This is a genomic window from Streptomyces sp. NPDC051214, assembly GCF_040682375.1.
Lineage (GTDB): Bacteria > Actinomycetota > Actinomycetes > Streptomycetales > Streptomycetaceae > Streptomyces.
Genome location: NZ_JBFBAT010000015.1, coordinates 41,707 through 61,061, shown reverse-complemented (window position 1 = coordinate 61,061; position 19,355 = coordinate 41,707). Strand labels below are relative to the sequence as shown.

Sequence of the window (19,355 nt, the reverse complement as noted above, 5' to 3'; positions counted from 1 at the left end):
GACTTGACTGCGCAGACTGAGCTGAGCGGTCGTACCGGAACAGACGTATGTGAGCAGGCTTACGCAGGCTTACGGAGAAGGGGAGAAGCGATGAGCGCACCCGACGGGCCCGTCGGCACCGAACGCAGCCTCGGCCAGCTGGTCTCCACGGCGACCAGCGAGATGTCGGCGCTGGTGCACGACGAGATCGCGCTGGCCAAGGCCCAGCTGCGACAGGACGTCAAGCGGGGTGCGGTCGGCGGTGGGGCGTTCGCCGCCGCGGGGGCGGTGCTGCTCTTCTCGCTGCCGATGCTGAGCTTCGCCCTCGCGTACGGCATCCGTACCTGGAGCGGCTGGAACATGGCCATCTGCTTCGTGCTGTCCTTCGCGGCGAACGTGCTGGTCGCGGGCGTGCTCGCGCTGATCGGCGTCGTTTTCGCCAAGAAGGCCAAGAAGGGCAAGGGCCCGCAGAAGGCCGCCGCTTCGGCCAAGCAGACGGCTGCCGTACTGCAGAACGTGAAGCCGCACCCGCGTTCGGTCGGCCCCGTGCCCGCCGTGGGCGCGACCCTCGACCGTGGCACCGAGAAGCCTGCGGCTGTGGCACGCTCGTCTTCATGACGGACCCCGCCACGCCCGCCCCCCATCCGGCCCAACCGGCGTCACTCGTACGCATCGAAGGCCCGTGGACCCATCGGGACGTCGCCGCCAACGGCGCCCGCTTCCACATCGCCGAGATGGGCGACGGGCCGCTCGTGCTGCTGCTGCACGGCTTCCCGCAGTTCTGGTGGACGTGGCGGCACCAGATGGTGGCGCTCGCCGACGCGGGCTTCCGGGCGGTCGCGATGGACCTGCGGGGCGTGGGCGGCAGCGACCGTACGCCGCGGGGTTACGACCCGGCGAACCTCGCGCTCGACATCACGGGCGTCGTGCGGTCGCTCGGTGAGCCGGACGCCGCGCTCGTCGGGCACGACCTGGGCGGCTACCTCGCGTGGACGGCGGCCGTGATGCGGCCCAAGCTGGTGCGCCGCCTCGCCGTCTCCTCGATGCCGCACCCGCGGCGCTGGCGCTCGGCGATGCTGTCGGACCGCAAGCAGACCGCCGCGGCCTCGTACGTGTGGGGTTTTCAGCGGCCGTGGGTGCCGGAGCGTCAACTCGTCGCCGACGAAGCCGCTCTGGTGGGGCGTCTGGTGCGGGACTGGTCGGGGCCGCGGCTGCCGGACGACGAGTCGGTGGAGACGTATCGCCGTGCCATGACGATCCCGTCGACGGCGCACTGCTCGGTCGAGCCGTACCGCTGGATGGTGCGGTCGATGGCCCGTCCCGACGGCATCCAGTTCAACCGGCGCATGAAGCGCCCCGTGCGGGTTCCCACGCTGCATCTGCACGGCTCGCTCGACCCCGTGATGCGTACGCGCAGCGCGGCCGGCTCGGGCGAGTACGTCGAAGCGCCCTACCGGTGGCGGCTGTTCGACGGTCTGGGGCACTTTCCGCAGGAGGAGGACCCCGTCGCCTTCTCCACCGAACTGGTCAACTGGCTGAAGGACCCCGAGCCGGACCGGTAGGCCGTACGGGGGTCGGGTGCGGGGCCGGATGCGGGGTCGAATCCAGGCCAGGGGAACACCTGTTCTTCGAACGGCCAATTGCCTCCCGCATAGGCCAATTGGGGCCCCTGGGCGCGATTACCGACCTTGGGGCACGGGCACACGTCGGGGTATGGGCTGGACGCACGACTACAGTGACGCAGCACGCAACCGCCGCTCAGCCATCGCGCTGAACAGCCGTGAGAGGGGCGGTCCCCATGATCCGGGCCATGCAGGCCCCGCTCAAGGCATCGGCATCCCCCGCATCCTGCGCCGCAGGGCCCGCTGGGTCTCGGCGCGGCTGAGGCATACGCGCGACTGAGGCGTACACACGCCTCAGGCACACGCGCGACTGATCCGGACCGATCCGGCTGCTCCCCGACTGCGCGCCGACTAGAGCGCGCAGCCCTCGCTGTCGACCTCTTGGTTGGCGGTGCGGCCTGCCTTGATGTCCTCGCGGACCTCGTCGGCGGTGAGGGCGTATCCGGTGTCCGGGTCGTCGAGCGACTTCGCGAACACCACGCCGTAGACCTTGCCTTCGGGCGTGAGCAGCGGGCCGCCCGAGTTGCCCTGGCGGACGGTCGCGTAGAGCGAGTACACGTCGCGGCGCACGGTGCCCCGGTGGTAGATGTCCGGGCCGTTGGCCGTGATGCGACCACGCACGCGCGCGGGGCGGACGTCGTACGGGCCGTTCTCCGGGAAGCCCGCGACGATCGCGTTGTCACCGCTGGCCGCGTCCTTCGACGTGAACTGCAGCGCGGGCGCGTCGAGCGTCGGCACGTCCAGCACGGCGATGTCGCGCTCCCAGTCGTAGAGCACGACCTTCGCGTCGTACGTCCTGCCGTCTCCGCCTATCTGCACCGTCGGCTCGTCCACGCCGCCGACCACGTGCGCGTTGGTCATCACACGGCGGTCGGAGAAGACGAAGCCGGTGCCTTCGAGGACCTTGCCGCAGCCGCGCGCCTCGCCCTGCACCTTCACGATGGAGCGCCGGGCCTTCGTGGCGACCTCGCTCTTGGCGAGCTTGGGGTCGGGGGCCTGGACCTCGGTGATGGGCTCGTTCGAGAACGGGCTGAAGACCTGCGGGAAGCCGTTGCGCGCAAGGACCGAGGAGAAGTCCGCGAACCAGGTGTCGGCCTGGTCGGGCAGCGTGCGCGAGACGCCGAGCAGGATCTTGGAGTTACGTACTTCCTTGCCGACCGTCGGCAGCGTCGTGCCCGCGAGGGCGGAGCCGATCAGCCAGGCGACGAGGAGCATCGCCAGTACGTTGACCAGCGCGCCGCCCGTGGCGTCCAGGGCGCGGGCCGGCTGCCAAGTGATGTACCGGCGGAGCTTGTTGCCCAGGTGCGTGGTGAAGGCCTGGCCGATGGAGGCACAGACGATCACGATGACCACGGCCACGACGGCGGCCGTCGTGCTGACGGCTCCCTCGTCGTCCGTGAGGGCGCCCCAGATGATGGGCAGCAGGTACACCGCGACGAGTCCGCCGCCCAGAAACCCGATCACCGACAGGATGCCGACGACGAATCCCTGGCGGTAACCGACGACCGCGAACCACACGGCGGCGACCACCAAAAGGATGTCCAGCACGTTCACCGATTCAATCCTCGCCTCGCATCGCGGTCGCCACGTCCCCGCAACCTTGTCATGCGCGCCAGTCGAGCGGCACCTGCTTGGTGCGGTCCCAGGGGCGCTCCCAGCCTGCGAAATGCAGGATTCGGTCGATCACTCCAGCCGTAAAACCCCAGACCAGAGCGGATTCGACGAGGAAGGCCGGGCCTTGGTGGCCGCTCGGATGAACCGTCGTCGCGCGGTTGCAGGGATCCGTGAGATCGGACACGGGGACCGTGAAGACGCGGGCCGTCTCGGCCGGATCGACGACGCCCACGGGGGTGGGCGTGCGCCACCAGCCGAGCACCGGGGTCACCACGAAGTCGCTCACCGGGATGAAGAGCTTGGGCAGCACGCCGAAGAGCTGGACGCCCCGGGGGTCGAGTCCGGTCTCCTCCTCGGCCTCGCGCAGGGCGGCGCGCAGGGGGCCGTCGGTCAGCGGATCACCGTCCTCGGGGTCGAGGGAGCCGCCGGGGAAGGAGGGCTGTCCCGCGTGCGAGCGCAGGTTCCCCGCGCGCTCCATCAGGAGCAGCTCGGGGCCGTGTGTGCCCTCTCCGAAGAGGATCAGTACGGCGGACTGGCGTCCGGCGCCGCTCTCCGGGGGCAGGAAGCGGCTGAGTTGGGTCGGCCGGATCGTCTCGGCCGCGTGTGCGACCGGATCCAGCCATGCGGGGAGGCCTTCGGTGCTGAGGCGCACGTGCCCGAGGGGGCCGGTGGTACGGGCGTGGCCGTGGCCGTGGCCCCGCTCCTGATCGAGTCCCTGGCCGGGCCTCTGGTGGCCGTTCCCGTCGCTCATGTGCGTATCGCTCGTGTCGGTTGTCTCGCTCGTGTCGCTCGCGTGCGTCATCGGCACCCCCGTCCAACTGTGGACAACGCCTGTGACCCCTCGGTTGGTTCCTCGCTCATGCGGCGCCCAGCGGGGGCGCGGCCTTTCCCGGATAGTCCGGCGGGGGCTTGAGGCGCTGGCCCGGCAGGCCGCCCATCTCGTACTTCAGGAGCTTCTTCGCCTTCTCCGGGTCGGTCTCGCCCTCCCCGTACGCCGGGCAGAGGTCGGCGATCGGGCAGGCACCGCAGGCGGGCTTGCGGGAGTGGCAGATCCGGCGCCCGTGGAAGATCACGCGGTGCGAGAGCATCGTCCACTCGCTCTTCGGGAAGAGCTCGGCGACGGCGGCCTCGACCTTCACCGGGTCGGTCTCCTCGGTCCACTTCCAGCGCCTGACGAGCCGTCCGAAGTGGGTGTCCACGGTGATGCCGGGGACCCCGAAGGCGTTCCCGAGCACGACGAACGCGGTCTTGCGTCCCACGCCGGGGAGCTTGACCAGGTCCTCTATGCGGCCGGGGACCTCGCCGCCGTAATTGTCCCTGAGGGCCGTGGCGAGCCCCATGATCGACTTCGTCTTCGCCCGGAAGAACCCGGTCGGCCGGATCAACTCCTCGACCTCTTCGGGGCTTGCGGCGGCGAGGTCCTCGGGGGTCGGGTACGCGGCGAAGAGGCGCGGGGTCGTCTGATTCACCCGCAGATCGGTCGTCTGCGCGGAGAGGACCGTGGCGACGAGCAGCTCGAAGGGGTTCTCGAAGTCCAACTCGGGGTGGGCGTACGAGTACACCTCGGCGAGCTCACGGTTGATGCGGCGGGCTCGGCGGACGAGGGCGGTGTGGGATTCGGGCTTGCTGGGCTTGGTGCTGGGCTTGGTCTTGGGCTTGGCGTTCGGCTCGGTGTTGGGCTTGGTGCCGGCCGCAGCGACTTTTTTGGCGGGGGTGGCCTTCTTGGCTGGAGCGGCCTTCTTCGCGGCGGCGGTCTTCTTGGCTGCGGCGGCCGTCTTCTTGCCTGCCGCGGGGGCCTTCTTGCCTGCCGCGGGGGCCTTCCTCGCCGGGGTGGATTTCGCCGCGGCGGCGGTGGCTGGAATCTGCTCCGAAGGCTTGCTCACCGGTGGCACCCTTGTCCCTTTTGTCGCATTCTCTGGCCCAGTGGATGTATGTTCGCCCACAGCGGAATCCGGTTGGGCTGTAGCCTTCCCGGTACTCCTGGCCTGTGCTCCCACCGGCTTTTTGGACACCCGGCCAGCCTAGAGCCCGACACTGACATCCGCCCTGGACCCCATGGATCGGCCCCCAATTGGCCCCCTCCCGCACAGCATGCGACGGCAGTGCGGCAGACTTGTGACTGATCACACTGTTTGGACCGTCCGGCAAAATGGGGAGCACGGTCCCCCTGATGCAGGTCGACAAGGAGAGAACTCGTGGACGACGTTCTGCGGCGCGCCCCGCTCTTCGCGGCGCTCGATGACGAGCAGGCCGCGGAGCTCCGCGCCTCCATGAGTGAGGTGACGCTCGCGCGCGGGGATGCGCTTTTCCATGAAGGTGACCCCGGAGACCGCCTTTACGTGGTCACCGAGGGCAAGGTGAAGCTTCACCGCACCTCACCCGACGGCCGCGAGAACATGCTCGCGGTGCTCGGCCCCGGCGAGCTCATCGGTGAGCTCTCGCTGTTCGACCCGGGTCCGCGTACGGCCACCGCCTCGGCGCTCACCGAGGTCAAGCTGCTCGGCCTGGGCCACGGCGACCTTCAGCCGTGGCTGAACGCGCGGCCCGAGGTGGCCGCGGCGCTGCTGCGTGCCGTCGCGCGGCGCCTGCGCAAGACGAACGACCAGATGTCCGATCTGGTCTTCTCCGACGTGCCCGGGCGTGTGGCCCGCGCTCTTCTGGACCTGTCGCGCCGCTTCGGCGTGCAGTCCGAAGAGGGCATCCACGTCGTGCACGACCTCACGCAGGAGGAGCTGGCCCAGCTGGTCGGCGCGTCCCGCGAGACGGTCAACAAGGCTCTGGCGGACTTCGCCGGGCGCGGCTGGCTTCGGCTCGAGGCGCGCGCGGTGATTTTGCTGGACGTGGAGCGGTTGGCGAAGCGTTCACGCTGACGCTGTTTCGTACGTGGATGGGGTCCCGCCTCTTTGAGGCTGGGCCCCATCCGTGCTTCCCCCAAAGACTTTCCCACCCACCCACCCGATTGCCCGGCGGTGTGGGCGGATCTGGTTCGGGTGGGTGGGCGCGTGGCCCCGGAGCAGGCGGGCGCGTGCCGGCTCGGGTGGGTGGGCGCGTGGCCCCCGAGCGGGTGGGCACGTGCCGGCTCGGGTGGTGCGCGAGCGCGCCCTCGGAACGGGTGGGCGCGTACCGCGCGAGGCAGGTGCGTACTCGGGGTGGATGCCTGCCGCCCTGGACGGCAGGGGCGCGTAGGTGACGTCCGGGGCGGTTGTTGATGCCTCGGACGGACGGGCTTTGGCTTGGGCTAGATCAAGCCGTGTTCCCGCAAGTAGTCCAGCTGTGCTCGTACCGAGAGTTCCGCTGCCGGCCACAAGGAGCGGTCCACGTCCGCGTAGACGTGGGCGACCACGTCCGACGGGGCCGCGTGGCCGTTCTCCACGGCCGTCTCGACCTGGGCCAGGCGGTTCGCGCGGTGGGCCAGGTAGAACTCGACGGCGCCCTGGGCGTCCTCCAGGACCGGACCGTGGCCCGGCAGGACCGTGTGCACGCCGTCGTCGACCGTCAGGGACCGCAGGCGCCGCAGGGAGTCCAGATAGTCCCCCAGGCGGCCGTCAGGGTGCGCCACGACCGTCGTACCGCGCCCCAGGACCGTATCCCCCGTCAGGACCGCCTGATCGGCCGGGAGATGGAAGCAGAGGGAGTCCGCGGTGTGGCCCGGCGTCGGGACCACCCGGAGTTCGAGACCGCCCGTCGTGATCACGTCACCCGCGCCAAGGCCCTCGTCGCCCAGACGCAGCGCGGGGTCGAGGGCCCGGACCTTGGTGCCGGTCAGCTCGGCGAAGCGCGCGGCGCCCTCCGCGTGGTCGGGGTGGCCGTGGGTGAGGAGGGTGAGCGCGACCCGCTGCCCGGCCTTCTCGGCCGTGGCGATGACGTGCTGGAGGTGCGCGTCGTCCAAGGGGCCCGGGTCGACGACGACCGCGAGCCCGGAGCCCGGCTCGGACACGATCCAGGTGTTGGTCCCGTCCAGCGTCATCGCGGACGCGTTGGGGGCGAGGACATTGACCGCGCGGGCGGTGGCGGGACCGCTGAGGACTCCGCCCCGGGGCTGCCCGGGAAGGGCGGCGGCTTCGGTCATGCGGGGGTGACTCCCGTCCGGTTCGTGGCAGGGGCAGCAGGTTCAGGCGTGGTCGTGGTCATGCTGAACCGCCCGTAGGGATGTGCTTGGTGAACTCCTCGTGGCCCGGCCAGGTCAGCACCAACTCGCCGTCCTTCAGGCGTGCTTGGGCCAGGACCGGGGTGAGGTCGCGCTCCGGGGCAGCGGCAAGGGCGTCCGCGGCCGATCCGTAGGGGCTCAGTTGGCGCAGGGTCGCGATGGTGGGCGGCATCATCAGGAGGTCGCCCTTGTCGTAGCCCGCCGTGGCCTCCTCCGGAGCGATCCACACCGTACGGTCGGCCTCCGTGGAGGCGTTGCGTGTGCGCTGCCCCTCCGGGAGGGCCGCCACGAAGAAGAACGTGTCGTAGCGTTTTGGTTCGAACTCCGGAGTGATCCACCGGGCCCAGGCGCCGAGCAGGTCGCTACGGAGGACCAGGTCCCTGCGGTCGAGGAACTCCGCGAAGGAGAGCGCGCGGGCCACCAGCGCCTCGCGGTCGGCCTCCCAGTCGTCGCCCGTGGTGTCGCCGACGACGCTCGACGGGGTCGGCCCCGCGAGCAGCACGCCGGCCTCCTCGAACGTCTCGCGCACGGCGGCGCACACGATCGCCTGGGCCCCCGGCTCGTCCACGCCGAGGCGCGCCGCCCACGTCGCGAGGGACGGGCCCGCCCAGCGCACGAGGCGGTCGTCGTCACGCGGATCCACTCCCCCGCCCGGATACGCGTACGCGCCTCCGGCGAAGGCCATGGAGGCGCGTCTGCGCAGCATGTGTACGGCGGGGCCCGCCACGGAGTCACGGGCGCCAAGGGAGTCGCCGGAGATCCGGGAGTCCCGCAGGAGCATGACCGTGGCCGCCCGGCGCGGAGTCGCCGGCGTCAGTTCGCCGCTGCTCAGCGCACGGATGCGGTCGGGCCACTCCGGGGGGTACCACTGCCCATTAGCCATGGGCGGAGGCTATCCCCTGGTGGGCGGATGTTCGAGAGGCAACTATCGGGTGCCAGAAGGCAACGATCAGGCCATGTGGAGGGCGGACTACGCCTCGGTCAGCTCCACCTGGATCTCGACCTCGACCGGCGCGTCCAGCGGCAGGACCGCGACACCCACGGCGCTGCGGGCGTGCACGCCCTTGTCGCCGAGCACCTCGCCGAGCAGCTCGCTCGTGCCGTTGAGCACCGCGGGCTGGCCCGTGAAGTCCGGGGCCGATGCCACGAAGCCGACGACCTTCACGACGCGGGCGATCCGGTCGAGGTCACCGGCGACGGACTTCACCGCGGCGAGCGCGTTGAGCGCGCACGTGCGGGCCAGTTCCTTGGCCTCCTCGGGGGTCACCTCTCCGCCGACCTTGCCGGTCATCGGGAGCTTGCCGTCCACCATCGGGAGCTGGCCCGCGGTGTAGACGTACACACCCGACTGGACGGCCGGCTGGTAGGCGGCGAGCGGCGGCACGACCTCGGGCAGCGTCAGGCCGAGCTCGGCCAGCTTCGCCTCGACGGCCCCGCTCATGCCTGCTTCTCCCGCTTCAGGTAGGCCACGAGCTGCTCAGGGTTGTTCGGCCCGGGGACGACCTGGACGAGCTCCCAGCCGTCCTCGCCCCAGGTGTCCAGAATCTGCTTCGTGGCATGGACGAGCAGCGGCACGGTTGCGTATTCCCACTTGGTCATATGGCCGACTGTAGCCGTTGTGAGGCACTGCTCACGGTGGCCTCCTGCTTAGCCCGGACGGCGACTGGTTAGGCTCGGAAGTGTGAGCAGGCTCCAGGTCGTCAGCGGCAAGGGCGGTACCGGCAAGACCACGGTGGCCGCCGCACTCGCGCTCGCCCTCGCGACGGAGGGCAAGCGCACCCTCCTCGTGGAGGTCGAGGGCAGACAAGGCATCGCGCAGCTCTTCGAGACCGAAGCGCTGCCGTATGAGGAGCGGAAGATCGCCGTCGCTCCCGGGGGCGGGGAGGTGTATGCCCTCGCCATCGATCCTGAACTGGCGTTGCTCGACTACCTCCAGATGTTCTACAAGCTGGGGGGCGCGGGACGCGCGCTCAAGAAACTCGGCGCCATCGACTTCGCCACCACGGTCGCGCCCGGTCTGCGGGATGTCCTGCTGACCGGCAAGGCCTGCGAGGCGGTACGCCGCAAGGACAAGAGCGGGCGTTACGCGTACGACTGCGTGGTGATGGACGCGCCGCCCACCGGCCGCATCACGCGCTTCTTGAACGTGAACGACGAGGTCGCGGGTCTGGCCAAGATCGGCCCCATACACAATCAGGCGCAGGCCGTGATGCGCGTCCTGAAGTCTCCGGAGACAGCGGTCCACCTGGTGACGCTCCTCGAGGAGATGCCCGTCCAGGAGACCGCCGACGGGATCGCGGAGCTGCGGGCGGCCAAGCTTCCCGTGGGGCGCGTCATCGTGAACATGGTGCGGCCCGCGCTCCTCGACGAGGCGTCGCTGGAACTCGGGCTCGACCAGGCGCCGCGTACGGCCATCGCCAAGTCCCTGTCCGCCGCCGGGCTCGGCGGGGCCCGCCGCGGCGGCGTCGCCGAGCGCCTCGTGGACCCGCTCCTGGAGCAGGCCGCCGAGTACGCCGAGCGGCACGCCCTGGAGGGCTCCCAGCGGGCCGTTCTGGGCGATCTCGGCCTCCCCCTGCACGAACTCCCCCTGCTGGCCGGGGGAATGGACCTGGCGGGGCTCTACGAACTCGCCACGGAACTGCGAAAGCAAGGGATCGCATGAGCTCGGACCCGGCACAGCACCCTGACACGACACGCCCCCTGGACCCGTCCCGCACGCTCGACGTGGACGCCCTGCTCGACGACCCGAAGACCCGCATCGTGGTGTGCTGCGGCTCCGGAGGCGTCGGCAAGACGACCACGGCCGCGGCTCTGGGACTGCGGGCCGCCGAACGGGGCCGCAAGGTCGTCGTCCTGACCATCGACCCGGCGCGCCGGCTCGCGCAGTCCATGGGGATCGACTCGCTCGACAACGTCCCGCGCCAGGTCAAGGCCATCGAGGGCACATCCGGCGGCGGCGAGCTGCACGCCATGATGCTCGACATGAAGCGCACCTTCGACGAGATCGTCGAGGCGCACGCGGACAAGGAGCGCGCGGCCGCGATCCTCGGCAACCCCTTCTACCAGTCGCTTTCGGCGGGCTTCGCGGGCACGCAGGAGTACATGGCGATGGAGAAGCTGGGGCAGCTGCGCTCGCGTGACGAGTGGGATCTGATCGTCGTCGACACGCCGCCGTCCCGGTCGGCCCTCGACTTCCTCGACGCGCCGAAGCGCCTCGGCTCTTTCCTGGACGGGAAGCTGATCCGGGTGCTGATGGCCCCCGCGAAGGTGGGCGGCCGGGCCGGGATGAAGTTCCTGAACGTCGGGATGTCGATGATGACGGGCGCCCTGGGGAAGCTGCTCGGCGGCCAACTGCTGCGTGACGTCCAGACGTTCGTGGCCGCGATGGACACCATGTTCGGCGGCTTTCGCACCCGCGCGGACGCCACGTACCGGCTGCTCCAGGCGCCGGGCACGGCGTTCCTCGTGGTGGCGTCCCCGGAGCGGGACGCGCTGCGGGAAGCGGCGTACTTCGTGGAGCGTCTGGCGGCGGACGACATGCCGCTCGCCGGTCTCGTGCTGAACAGGGTGCACAGCAGCGGCGCCGCTCAGCTCTCGGCCGAGCGGGCGCTTGCCGCCGCGGAAAATCTTGATGAGAGCCGCATTGTGGATCAGGAGGACGGGAAGGAAGGTGTTCGTAACTCCCGCGAGGCTTCCCCAGAGGCATCCCCCGAAGCGTCGTACGAGGCATCGCCCGAGGCTCCCGGCAACTCCCACGAGGCCCCCGGCAGTTCCGAGACCCCCGCACCTTCTGACACACCTTCCGAAGAGACCTCTGACGAAGAGACCCCTGCCGAAGAGACCTCCGCGGCCTCCGCCGAAGAAGCCCTCGCCGAACCTCATGACAAGCAGCAGCATGACAAGCAGCTGCACGACAAGCAGCCCGTGGCACAGCTGACCGCCGGTCTGCTGCGACTGCACGCGGAACGCATGCGGCTGCTCGCGCGCGAACAGCGCACGCGCGATCGCTTCACCGCGCTGCACCCCGAGGTGGCCGTGGCCGAAGTGACGGCACTGCCGGGTGACGTGCACGACCTGGCAGGCCTTCGGGCCATCGGGGAACGGCTCGCGGCCGGTGCTGATGGTGATTCGGCCGGAGCTGCCTGAGCAGCAGGTTTGACCCACTGCCACGCGGTCGGTGGGGGCTTTCCCCCACCGCCACGCGGCCGACGGGCGCTAACCCACTGCCGCGTAGCTCTCGTACGTCTCGTCGTCCTCCAAGTCCACGGGCAGCAGGCCCGCGCCACGCTCGTACTCGGAGCGCGCCGTCTCCAGCAGACGGCGCCACGAGGTGACCGTGGGACGCCTGCGCAGCAATGCGCGGCGCTCCCGCTCAGTCATGCCACCCCACACGCCGAACTCGACGCGGTTGTCCAGCGCGTCGGCCAGGCACTCCGTGCGCACCGGGCATCCGGTGCACACCGCCTTGGCCCTGTTCTGCGCTGCTCCTTGAACGAACAGTTCATCTGGATCGGTAGTGCGGCAGGCCGCCTGCGCACTCCAGTCGGTTACCCAGCCCATACCGGCGCCGTCCTCTCCCGAATCGAGGCTCCCCCACGGCGGCAGCGGCATATTCACCGCCGCCAGTTGAGGACGTTACGGAAGGTGGGCACAGCGCAACACCCCCTTCGGGCCCAATCTTGAATGGCCCGAACGGACTATGCGTAAGCGGCAGATCACCCGACGGAGTGAGCTGGCGACATGCGTGATTAACCCGGCAAATGCGGGCACTTCAGCTGAGTCACAACGGGCATCGAATGCCGCATGAGGCGAATTCGGGCACAGCCCCGGGCCATCTGGACGAGCAGAGGGGGGACCCCGTTCGGGATTCGGGACCGGGAGAGGGGTTGTTGCCGAACCGCACTGCTGTGACAGTTGAGAGCAGCTTAGGCCAAGGCATTGAGGCCTGTCCGGCGAATCAGAACGTAGGCTGCCCCCATGGGAAAGAAGCGCTCCGGCGGTGGTCTGTCACCAACTCAGCAGGCCGCGAAGTTCCTAGGTGTCAGCGTGCTCGCGGGAGCCGTGCTGGCAGGCATCGCCCTGCCCGCGGCCGGTGCGCTCGGCCTCGCGGCGAAGGGCTCGGTGGAGGAGTTCGACGAGATCCCGTCCAACTTGGAGCAGCCACCGCTGAGTCAGCGCACCACGATCCTCGACAGCGAGGGCGGCTCCATCGCCACGGTCTACTCGCGTGACCGCACGGTGGTCCCCCTCAAGGAGATCTCGCCGTACATGCAGAAGGCGATCGTCGCGATCGAGGACTCGCGCTTCTACGAGCACGGCGCGATCGACGCGAAGGGCATCCTTCGCGCGCTGAACCAGAACGCGCAGAGCGGCGGCGTCTCCCAGGGCGCGTCCACCCTCACGCAGCAGTACGTGAAGAACGTCTTCGTCGAAGAGGCGGGCAACGACCCGACGAAGGTCGCCGAGGCCACCCAGCAGACCCTCGGGCGCAAGATCCGCGAGCTGAAGTACGCGATCCAGGTCGAGGACAAGCTCGGCAAGAAGCGCATCCTCAGCAACTACCTGAACATCACCTACTTCGGCCAGCAGGCGTACGGAGTCGAGGCCGCGGCCCAGCGCTACTTCTCCAAGCCCGCCAAGGACCTGCAGGTCCAGGAGGCCGCGCTGCTCGCCGGCATCGTGCAGTCCCCCAGCCGGTACGACCCCGTGAACGACTCCGAGGAAGCCACCAAGCGCCGTAACACGGTGCTGCAGCGGATGGCGGAGACGCACGACATCACGCAGGCGGAGGCCGCGGAGGCGAAGGCCAAGCCGCTCGGCCTGAAGGTGAGCAAGCCCAAGAACGGCTGCATCACGGCGGTCAGCGGCGCCGGGTTCTTCTGTGACTACGTACGCGAGGTCTTCCTCTCCGACCCGGTCTTCGGCAAGACCCAGAAGGACCGGGCCAAGGTCTGGAACCAGGGCGGTCTGCGGATCAAGACGACCCTCGACCCGCAGGCCCAGGAGTCCGTGCAGGCCTCGATAAAGGATCACGTCAACCAGAAGGACGACGTGGCGACGGCGGCCACCATCGTCGAGCCGGGCACCGGCAAGATCCTGGGCATGGGCCAGTCGCGGCCCTACGGGATCAACCTCAAGGACAACGAGACCTCGATGAACCTGTCCGTGGACAACGCCATGGGCGGCGGCGCGGGCTACCAGCCGGGTTCGACCTTCAAGCCGATCGTGGCGGCGGCCGCCCTGGAGGGCGGGATGCCCGCCACGAAGAGCTACGACTCGCCGTACGAGATGCCGTACCCCAGCAGTGTCGCGGCGTGCGACGGCAAGAAGTGGCTCAACTCGGGCGGCGACAAGCTCACCAACGAGAACGAGGCCGAGGTCGGCCCGTACGACATGCGGGAAGCGACCGCGAAGTCGGTCAACACGTACTACGTGGAGATGATCGGCGACATCGGGATCTGCCCGGTGACGCAGATGGCCGAGAAGATGGGCGTCGAGCGGGCCGACGGCAGGAAGATCGACCAGGCGCCGTCGATCGCGCTCGGCACCCAGGAGATGTCGCCGCTGACGATGGCGGGCGCGTACGCGACGTTCGCCGCACGCGGTAAGTACTGCTCGCCCGTCGCGATCGAGTCGATCGCCGCTCCGGGCGGCAAGACGCTCCCGGTGCCGAAGACGACGTGCTCGCGCGCGATGTCGACGAAGACGGCGGACACGATCAACACCCTCCTGAAGGGCGTGGTCGAGGACGGAACCGGCAAGCAGGCCGGCCTCGGCTCCCGTGCGAGCGCGGGCAAGACGGGTACGACCGACTTCCGCTACGCCGCCTGGTTCGTGGGCTACACCCCGAACATGTCGGGCGCGGTGTGGGTCGGCGACCCGGAGCACAAGCGGCGGATGGTCGATATCACCATCGGCGGACGGCCGTACGGCAAGGTCTTCGGTGGAGAGGTCCCCGGCCCGATCTGGCGGGACGCGATGAGCGGTGCGCTCGCGGGCAAGCCGGCGCCGGGCTTCAACACCGTCCACATCCCGGGCGGCGACAAGGACAAGGACAAGCACCACGAGGACAACAAGCCGCCGGGCAACGGCAACGGCGGTGGCGGTGACGGCGGCGGTAACAACGGCGGTGGCGGAGGCGGCGGCGATCCCTGGCCGGACATCTCCCTGCCGCCGGACGTCATCGGCGGCGGCGGGAACGGCGGGGGCGGCAACGGCAATGGGGGCGGGATCGGCGGCTGGGGCCGGTAGGGCCCGGTCACTGCTTGTTGGCAGTACGTGAGTGGGGGCGCCCCCTTTGATCAGGGGGCGCCCCCATTCGCGTACGCGCCTGCTATTGGCTACGGAGGCTGCGGGCGCTGCGGGCGCTACGGGTCACAGCCTGCTCAGCTCGCTCAGCCGCTTAGCCCGCTCAGCCCGATTAGCCGGCACAGCCGCCGCTCAGCCCGCGAGCAGCTTCTTGACGACGGCGGCGACGCGGCCGCCCTCGGCCAGGCCCGCGACCTTCGGGTTCACGATCTTCATGACCTGCCCCATGGCGCGCGGCCCCTCAGCACCGGCGGCCTTCGCCTCCTCGACGGCCTGGGCGACGATCGCCTGGAGCTCGTCCTCGGAGAGCTGCTTCGGCAGGTACTCGGCGAGGACCTCACCCTCCGCCTTCTCCTTGGCGGCCTGCTCGGCGCGACCGCCCTGGGCGAACGCCTCCGCGGCCTCGCGGCGCTTCTTGGCCTCGCGGGCGATCACCTTCTGCACCTCGTCGTCGGAGAGTTCGCGGGCCGTCTTGCCCGAGACCTCCTCCTTCGTGATGGCGGTGAGGGTCAGCCGGAGCGTGGAGGAGCGCAGCTCGTCACGCCCCCTGATCGCGGCGGTGAGGTCTTCCTGCAGCTTCGACTTGAGCGTGGTCATGCGGTGATTGTCGCAGGTGCGTACGGCCCGACGCCCGCCGATTTACGGGGCCTTCGGGTCTGACACGATGGGAGGATGCGCGCGCAATACGCAGTACCCCTGGGAATCGCGGCGACGGCCGCCGCCGGTCTGGCCTACTCGGTGGGCTTCGAAGCCCGCTTCTTCCGACTGCGACGGATCACGGTGCCGGTCCTTCCGCCCGGGATGCGACCGCTCAGAGTTCTCCAGGTGTCGGACATCCACATGGTGTCGGGGCAGCGCAAGAAGCAGCGCTGGCTGCGTTCGCTCGCGGGCCTGCGCCCCGACTTCGTGATCAACACCGGGGACAACCTCTCCGACCCGGAGGGCGTGCCGGAGACGCTGGACGCGCTCGGCCCGCTGATGCAGTTCCCCGGGGCGTACGTCTTCGGCTCGAACGACTACTACGGCCCCAAGCCGCGCAACCCCGTCCGCTACCTGGTCGAGAAGTCGCAGGGCAAGCACGGTCTGAACGGCAACGCACCCGCCGTCGGCGTGATCCACAACCCGTGGGAGGACCTGCGCGACGGCTTCGACGCCGCGGGCTGGGTGAACCTGACGAACACGCGGGGCGCCCTGAAGATCGAGGGCTACGAGATCGGGCTCACCGGCCTGGACGACCCGCACATCAAACGCGACCGGTACGCGCGCGTGACGGGCGGTCCGGACACGGGCGCCGACTTCTCGATGGGCATCGTGCACGCTCCGTACCTGCGCGCGCTCGACGCCTTCGCGGCCGACGGCTACCCCTTGATCCTCGCGGGTCACACGCACGGCGGCCAGGTGTGCATCCCCTTCTACGGGGCGCTTGTCACCAACTGCGACCTGGACACGGAGCGCGTGAAGGGCCTCTCGACACACGAGGCGGAGGGCCGGACGTCGTACATGCACGTCTCCGCGGGCTGCGGCGCCAACCGCTACACCCCGATGCGCTTCGCCTGCCCTCCGGAGGCGACGTTGTTGACGTTGGTGGCGGAGGGCTGAGGGGCGCTGGGGGGCGCTGGGGGCTGGCGGCGGCGGGGAGCTGATGTTGGCGGCAGGGCGGTTGCGGTCGGCGTCTGGCGCTGACGGCGCGCGCGTGAGCGGAACGGTGCTTAGCGTGGGGGCATGATCGCGCGGACAACGTCGTCGTACGCCCCGACCGACATCACGCTGCCCGGGGTGTGCCGCCCGGTGACCGCGGCCTTCCGGGCGCTGATCGCCCTGGCCGCGGCCACCGGTGTCGTCATCGACCTGGCCATCGGCAGCCCACTGCGCGTCCTCAGCTACTTCACCATCCAGAGCAATGTCCTGGTGGCGGTGGTCTTCGCGCTCGGCGCACGCCGGGCGTGGCAGGGCCGGCGAGCGCTGCCTCCGGTGGTGACCGGCGGCACGCTTCTCTACATCTCGATCACGGGCCTCGTCTACCACTTCGTCCTGGCCAACGGCTCCAGCGGCTTCGCCATGACGGACGACACGGGCTCGCTCTCCGGCTGGCACTCCCTCGCCAACCACCTTCTGCACACCGTGACGCCGCTCGCCGCGCTCCTCGACTGGCTCCTGCTGACACCGCCCCTGCTGGCCCTGAGCGCCACCTCGCGCGGCGGTCTCCGATGGCGGCACGCGGCGCTGTGGCTGCTCTACCCGCTCGCCTACCTGGGCTTCGCCCTGATCCGCGGGGCGCTCATGGCCCCCGGCTCGCCGGCGCGCTATCCCTACCCGTTCCTGGACGTCGACGCCCACGGCTACGCGGGAGTCCTCACCAACGCCGCCGTCCTCGGCCTGGCCTTCTACGCGCTGGCCGTGCTCCTGGTGGCCCTGGACCGACTCCGCCCGGCCCCGCGCCGCCGCAGGCCCGGAACCCCGGCCCGCGAAAACCGGATTTCGTCTCCGGCCGCCGGTCCGCTAAAGTAATCGATGTCGCCACGGCCAGCAGCAATGCGGGCAGGTGGAGCAACGACATCGGGGTGTAGCGCAGCTTGGCAGCGCGCTTCGTTCGGGACGAAGAGGTCGTGGGTTCAAATCCCGCCACCCCGACAGCTGAAACAGCAGGTCAGGCCCGGTTTCCAGGAATGGAAGCCGGGCCTGATTTGTTGTCTGGGGCCGCTTGGGGAGTGAGCGGGGAGTGGATCAAGGAAAATCCACTCCCCATCGCGCGTATGTCTCCAGCCCCCTCGCCCAGCGGCAAAGCCGATCAACTTGGGCCCACCATCCGGGCGAACACTGGAGCCCGCAACAGGACGTTCGCCGTGTACCGGCAGGCTCTCCGCTCGACATAGACAACCGCCTCCGGCGAGAGCTGAACGAGTTTCGCTACCTCTTCAAGCACCCGGCTTCACCTAGGGCGCCGCTCTTGCCTTCGGCCCGCTCCGCCCCCTGCTTCGCCGACGCCCGCCCACACCTCGATTGAGCCGAGGCCAATCGGCGAGCACTCGACGAACCGGCCTAGGGCAAGGCGATGCCTCCGGCGGAACGCTCCGACTCCGGTGTGGAGGGGGCGATGGCGAGCGTGGGGAGCTCCCATCCCTTCGATCCAGGCAGAACGGAGCAGACGCGGCGCAATTCCAGGTCGCTCGCACAGTGGTGCTCCACCTGGACGCCATGAACCATGTCCGTTCCCCAGACGTGTGGATCGATTGGACGGGATGGGAGCAGGGGTGACTCTGTGGGTTGAGCTAGGCACCAGACCGGGGACCTCCACGTCCCGCTGTGCTTTCGCAGGCGACTGGGACGGCGCCCTGCTATGACGCACGCAAATAGGCAACACCTATCGCTCCGCTGTGCCATCATGCCCGCCATGACTCTCATCAGAAGAGCCGACTGCGAGAATCGGAAGCACCATGAAGAGTGGGAACTCTCTCTAAGCTCCGGGGGAGCGCTGAAATGCAGGTTATCCTTTGATTCCGTCGATATTTTGTGGAACTCCAGCGAGAGTCCTGACGTTCCCGCGTACGCACTGACCCAGGAAGCTTCCGCCTTGTTCGAGAAAAGGGCGATCCTAAGCAACAACTGGGCAGGAAACGAACTACCCGACGTCGCCGTTTACTCACAGGGGGAAAAAACGGACGTGTACATGATGGTCGCCTTTCATCAAGCCGCCGAGAAAGACGCACTAACGCACGCCGCTGAGCACCTTCGCCGAAATGGCCTAATAATGGTCAAGGCGGATGCAAATGTTGACGGCACGGGGGCATGTGAGCTCACATGTAGGCCGATGAAGGAAGCAGCGGCCCAAATGTCCGAGCTTTTCTCAATTGCAACGTACCTGCATCGAAGCACTTTGAAAGTCCCCGAACTGCAACCCGCCTCACCCGCTTCTGCACTAGCCGCCCTACAAGATGGAGACGTGTGGAAGTTTATTGGGCTTAAAGAAAATCAATGGATGGAAGTGAAGTCGCAACTGCCAGATATTAGCAAAGAGTCCGGCAAGTTTACGCTCGCCAAAGATGTTGCCCAGTTCGCCAACTCCCGCAGCGGCGGAATTTTGATTTACGGGTTCTATACGAAAAACTCTGGCGAGGGTGACGCTATTCGCAAAGTATCACCAATCTCGTTTTCCCATCGAAGCGAGGAGGCGATGCGGGCAATCCTGCAGAGCCACATATACCCTCCCACTTCAGGCCTTATCATTCATGCCACCCCTCTCGACCATGGACATGTTGTATGCATGCACATTCCACCTCAGAGCGACTCGGCAAAGCCTTTCGTAGTGGAAGGATCGGGGCTTGCCGAGCTAGGCAAGGGTAGCGTTTTTGCAATACCAGTTAGAAGCGGTGACCGAGTTACACAAATCACGGGTAGGGCTCTTCATGTGCTACTCGCTGGCAAGATAGCTTTGTCGGGCTAGAGGCGATCTATGCTATTGGGGGCTGGCGATGAATACGCGATCAGGCACCACGGTTAACAGCCGTGGACATCAGCACAGGTAGAAAGCGGAAGCAGCCCAAGGGCTTTGCCAAGGTCCCAAGCCTAATTGACCCATCCGCGCTCGGTCTCCGTGGAGAGCCACGGCCACGGGACTTAGCGGAGAGAGGCAGTAGCCCCGAGCCACGAAGCCTCTCCGCCCGCACATCAGGCCGGTAACAGCGCCT

At 68.8% G+C, this 19,355-nt stretch carries 19 protein-coding genes and 1 tRNA gene; 11 read left to right on the top strand and 9 right to left on the bottom strand.

Annotated elements, in window-relative coordinates:
• Nucleotides 1-90 precede the first annotated feature (90 nt).
• From AB0M70_RS33210 to AB0M70_RS33200, 3 genes are all read left to right on the top strand, one after another.
• Nucleotides 91-597, top strand: a complete 507-nt coding sequence (locus AB0M70_RS33210) for a phage holin family protein (RefSeq protein WP_365825930.1) — start codon at nt 91-93, stop codon at nt 595-597.
• Nucleotides 594-1,541, top strand: coding sequence for an alpha/beta hydrolase (locus tag AB0M70_RS33205; RefSeq protein WP_365825928.1), 948 nt, complete (start codon nt 594-596; stop codon nt 1,539-1,541). The genes AB0M70_RS33210 and AB0M70_RS33205 overlap by 4 nt, the downstream gene beginning before the upstream one ends.
• Nucleotides 1,542-1,692: 151 nt before the next feature.
• Nucleotides 1,693-1,881, top strand: coding sequence for a hypothetical protein (locus AB0M70_RS33200; protein ID WP_365825926.1), 189 nt, complete (start codon nt 1,693-1,695; stop codon nt 1,879-1,881).
• A gap of 71 nt (nt 1,882-1,952) precedes the next feature.
• Here the strand turns inward: AB0M70_RS33200 and AB0M70_RS33195 are convergent, their stop codons facing one another.
• Genes AB0M70_RS33195 through nth form a run of 3 tightly spaced genes read right to left on the bottom strand, consistent with a single transcriptional unit; the run spans nt 1,953 to nt 5,098 of the window.
• Nucleotides 1,953-3,155, bottom strand: coding sequence for a MarP family serine protease (locus AB0M70_RS33195; RefSeq protein WP_365825924.1), 1,203 nt, complete (start codon nt 3,153-3,155; stop codon nt 1,953-1,955).
• A gap of 49 nt (nt 3,156-3,204) precedes the next feature.
• Entirely contained in the window at nt 3,205-4,023 is an 819-nt protein-coding gene (locus AB0M70_RS33190) for a CoA pyrophosphatase (RefSeq protein WP_365825922.1), read from the bottom strand.
• Nucleotides 4,024-4,072: 49 nt separating this feature from the next.
• Nucleotides 4,073-5,098, bottom strand: coding sequence for an endonuclease III (gene nth / locus AB0M70_RS33185; RefSeq protein WP_365825920.1), 1,026 nt, complete (start codon nt 5,096-5,098; stop codon nt 4,073-4,075).
• A gap of 312 nt (nt 5,099-5,410) precedes the next feature.
• Between nth and AB0M70_RS33180 the strand changes: the two genes are divergently transcribed.
• Nucleotides 5,411-6,085: a Crp/Fnr family transcriptional regulator gene (locus AB0M70_RS33180; protein WP_016642758.1), complete on the top strand. Its 675-nt coding sequence runs from the start codon at nt 5,411-5,413 to the stop codon at nt 6,083-6,085.
• Nucleotides 6,086-6,453: 368 nt separating this feature from the next.
• Here the strand turns inward: AB0M70_RS33180 and AB0M70_RS33175 are convergent, their stop codons facing one another.
• The 4 genes from AB0M70_RS33175 to AB0M70_RS33160 all read right to left on the bottom strand — a co-directional run bounded on the left by AB0M70_RS33175 (nt 6,454) and on the right by AB0M70_RS33160 (nt 8,961).
• Nucleotides 6,454-7,284 (bottom strand): MBL fold metallo-hydrolase, encoded by an 831-nt coding sequence (locus AB0M70_RS33175; RefSeq protein ID WP_363210531.1) that lies wholly within the window; start codon nt 7,282-7,284, stop codon nt 6,454-6,456.
• A gap of 58 nt (nt 7,285-7,342) precedes the next feature.
• Nucleotides 7,343-8,245: an NUDIX hydrolase gene (locus AB0M70_RS33170; protein ID WP_365825917.1), complete on the bottom strand. Its 903-nt coding sequence runs from the start codon at nt 8,243-8,245 to the stop codon at nt 7,343-7,345.
• A gap of 87 nt (nt 8,246-8,332) precedes the next feature.
• Nucleotides 8,333-8,803 carry a RidA family protein gene (locus AB0M70_RS33165; protein ID WP_365825915.1) on the bottom strand — a complete coding sequence of 157 codons (471 nt, stop codon included), beginning with the start codon at nt 8,801-8,803 and terminating at the stop codon, nt 8,333-8,335.
• The gene (locus tag AB0M70_RS33160) at nt 8,800-8,961 is read right to left on the bottom strand and encodes a DUF4177 domain-containing protein (RefSeq protein ID WP_003975360.1); all 162 of its coding nucleotides are present in this window, start codon (nt 8,959-8,961) and stop codon (nt 8,800-8,802) included. Before AB0M70_RS33160 ends, AB0M70_RS33165 begins: the two co-directional genes overlap by 4 nt.
• Nucleotides 8,962-9,043: 82 nt before the next feature.
• On the opposite strand from AB0M70_RS33160, the gene AB0M70_RS33155 reads away from it, so the two are divergent.
• Both AB0M70_RS33155 and AB0M70_RS33150 read left to right on the top strand, forming a co-directional pair.
• Nucleotides 9,044-10,024 carry an ArsA-related P-loop ATPase gene (locus AB0M70_RS33155; protein WP_365825913.1) on the top strand — a complete coding sequence of 327 codons (981 nt, stop codon included), beginning with the start codon at nt 9,044-9,046 and terminating at the stop codon, nt 10,022-10,024.
• Nucleotides 10,021-11,508, top strand: coding sequence for an ArsA family ATPase (locus AB0M70_RS33150; protein WP_365825911.1), 1,488 nt, complete (start codon nt 10,021-10,023; stop codon nt 11,506-11,508). The genes AB0M70_RS33155 and AB0M70_RS33150 overlap by 4 nt, the downstream gene beginning before the upstream one ends.
• Nucleotides 11,509-11,577: 69 nt before the next feature.
• On the opposite strand, the gene AB0M70_RS33145 is transcribed toward AB0M70_RS33150, so the two are convergent.
• A complete protein-coding gene (locus AB0M70_RS33145; protein WP_167828965.1) occupies nt 11,578-11,922 on the bottom strand; it encodes a WhiB family transcriptional regulator in 345 nt (114 codons plus the stop codon).
• A 417-nt stretch (nt 11,923-12,339) separates the two neighbouring features.
• On the opposite strand from AB0M70_RS33145, the gene AB0M70_RS33140 reads away from it, so the two are divergent.
• Complete coding sequence (locus tag AB0M70_RS33140) at nt 12,340-14,613, top strand: transglycosylase domain-containing protein (RefSeq protein ID WP_365825909.1); 2,274 nt, start codon at nt 12,340-12,342, stop codon at nt 14,611-14,613.
• Nucleotides 14,614-14,802: 189 nt separating this feature from the next.
• On the opposite strand, the gene AB0M70_RS33135 is transcribed toward AB0M70_RS33140, so the two are convergent.
• A complete protein-coding gene (locus AB0M70_RS33135; RefSeq protein ID WP_365825907.1) occupies nt 14,803-15,267 on the bottom strand; it encodes a GatB/YqeY domain-containing protein in 465 nt (154 codons plus the stop codon).
• Nucleotides 15,268-15,342: 75 nt separating this feature from the next.
• On the opposite strand from AB0M70_RS33135, the gene AB0M70_RS33130 reads away from it, so the two are divergent.
• The 4 genes from AB0M70_RS33130 to AB0M70_RS33115 all read left to right on the top strand — a co-directional run bounded on the left by AB0M70_RS33130 (nt 15,343) and on the right by AB0M70_RS33115 (nt 19,111).
• A complete protein-coding gene (locus tag AB0M70_RS33130; RefSeq protein ID WP_365825905.1) occupies nt 15,343-16,269 on the top strand; it encodes a metallophosphoesterase in 927 nt (308 codons plus the stop codon).
• 123 nt (nt 16,270-16,392) lie between these two features.
• Entirely contained in the window at nt 16,393-17,178 is a 786-nt protein-coding gene (locus AB0M70_RS33125; RefSeq protein WP_365825903.1) for a Pr6Pr family membrane protein, read from the top strand.
• A 49-nt stretch (nt 17,179-17,227) separates the two neighbouring features.
• Nucleotides 17,228-17,301 (top strand) — tRNA-Pro (locus tag AB0M70_RS33120).
• A 760-nt stretch (nt 17,302-18,061) separates the two neighbouring features.
• The gene (locus AB0M70_RS33115; protein ID WP_365825901.1) at nt 18,062-19,111 is read left to right on the top strand and encodes an ATP-binding protein; all 1,050 of its coding nucleotides are present in this window, start codon (nt 18,062-18,064) and stop codon (nt 19,109-19,111) included.
• Nucleotides 19,112-19,355: the final 244 nt, after the last annotated feature.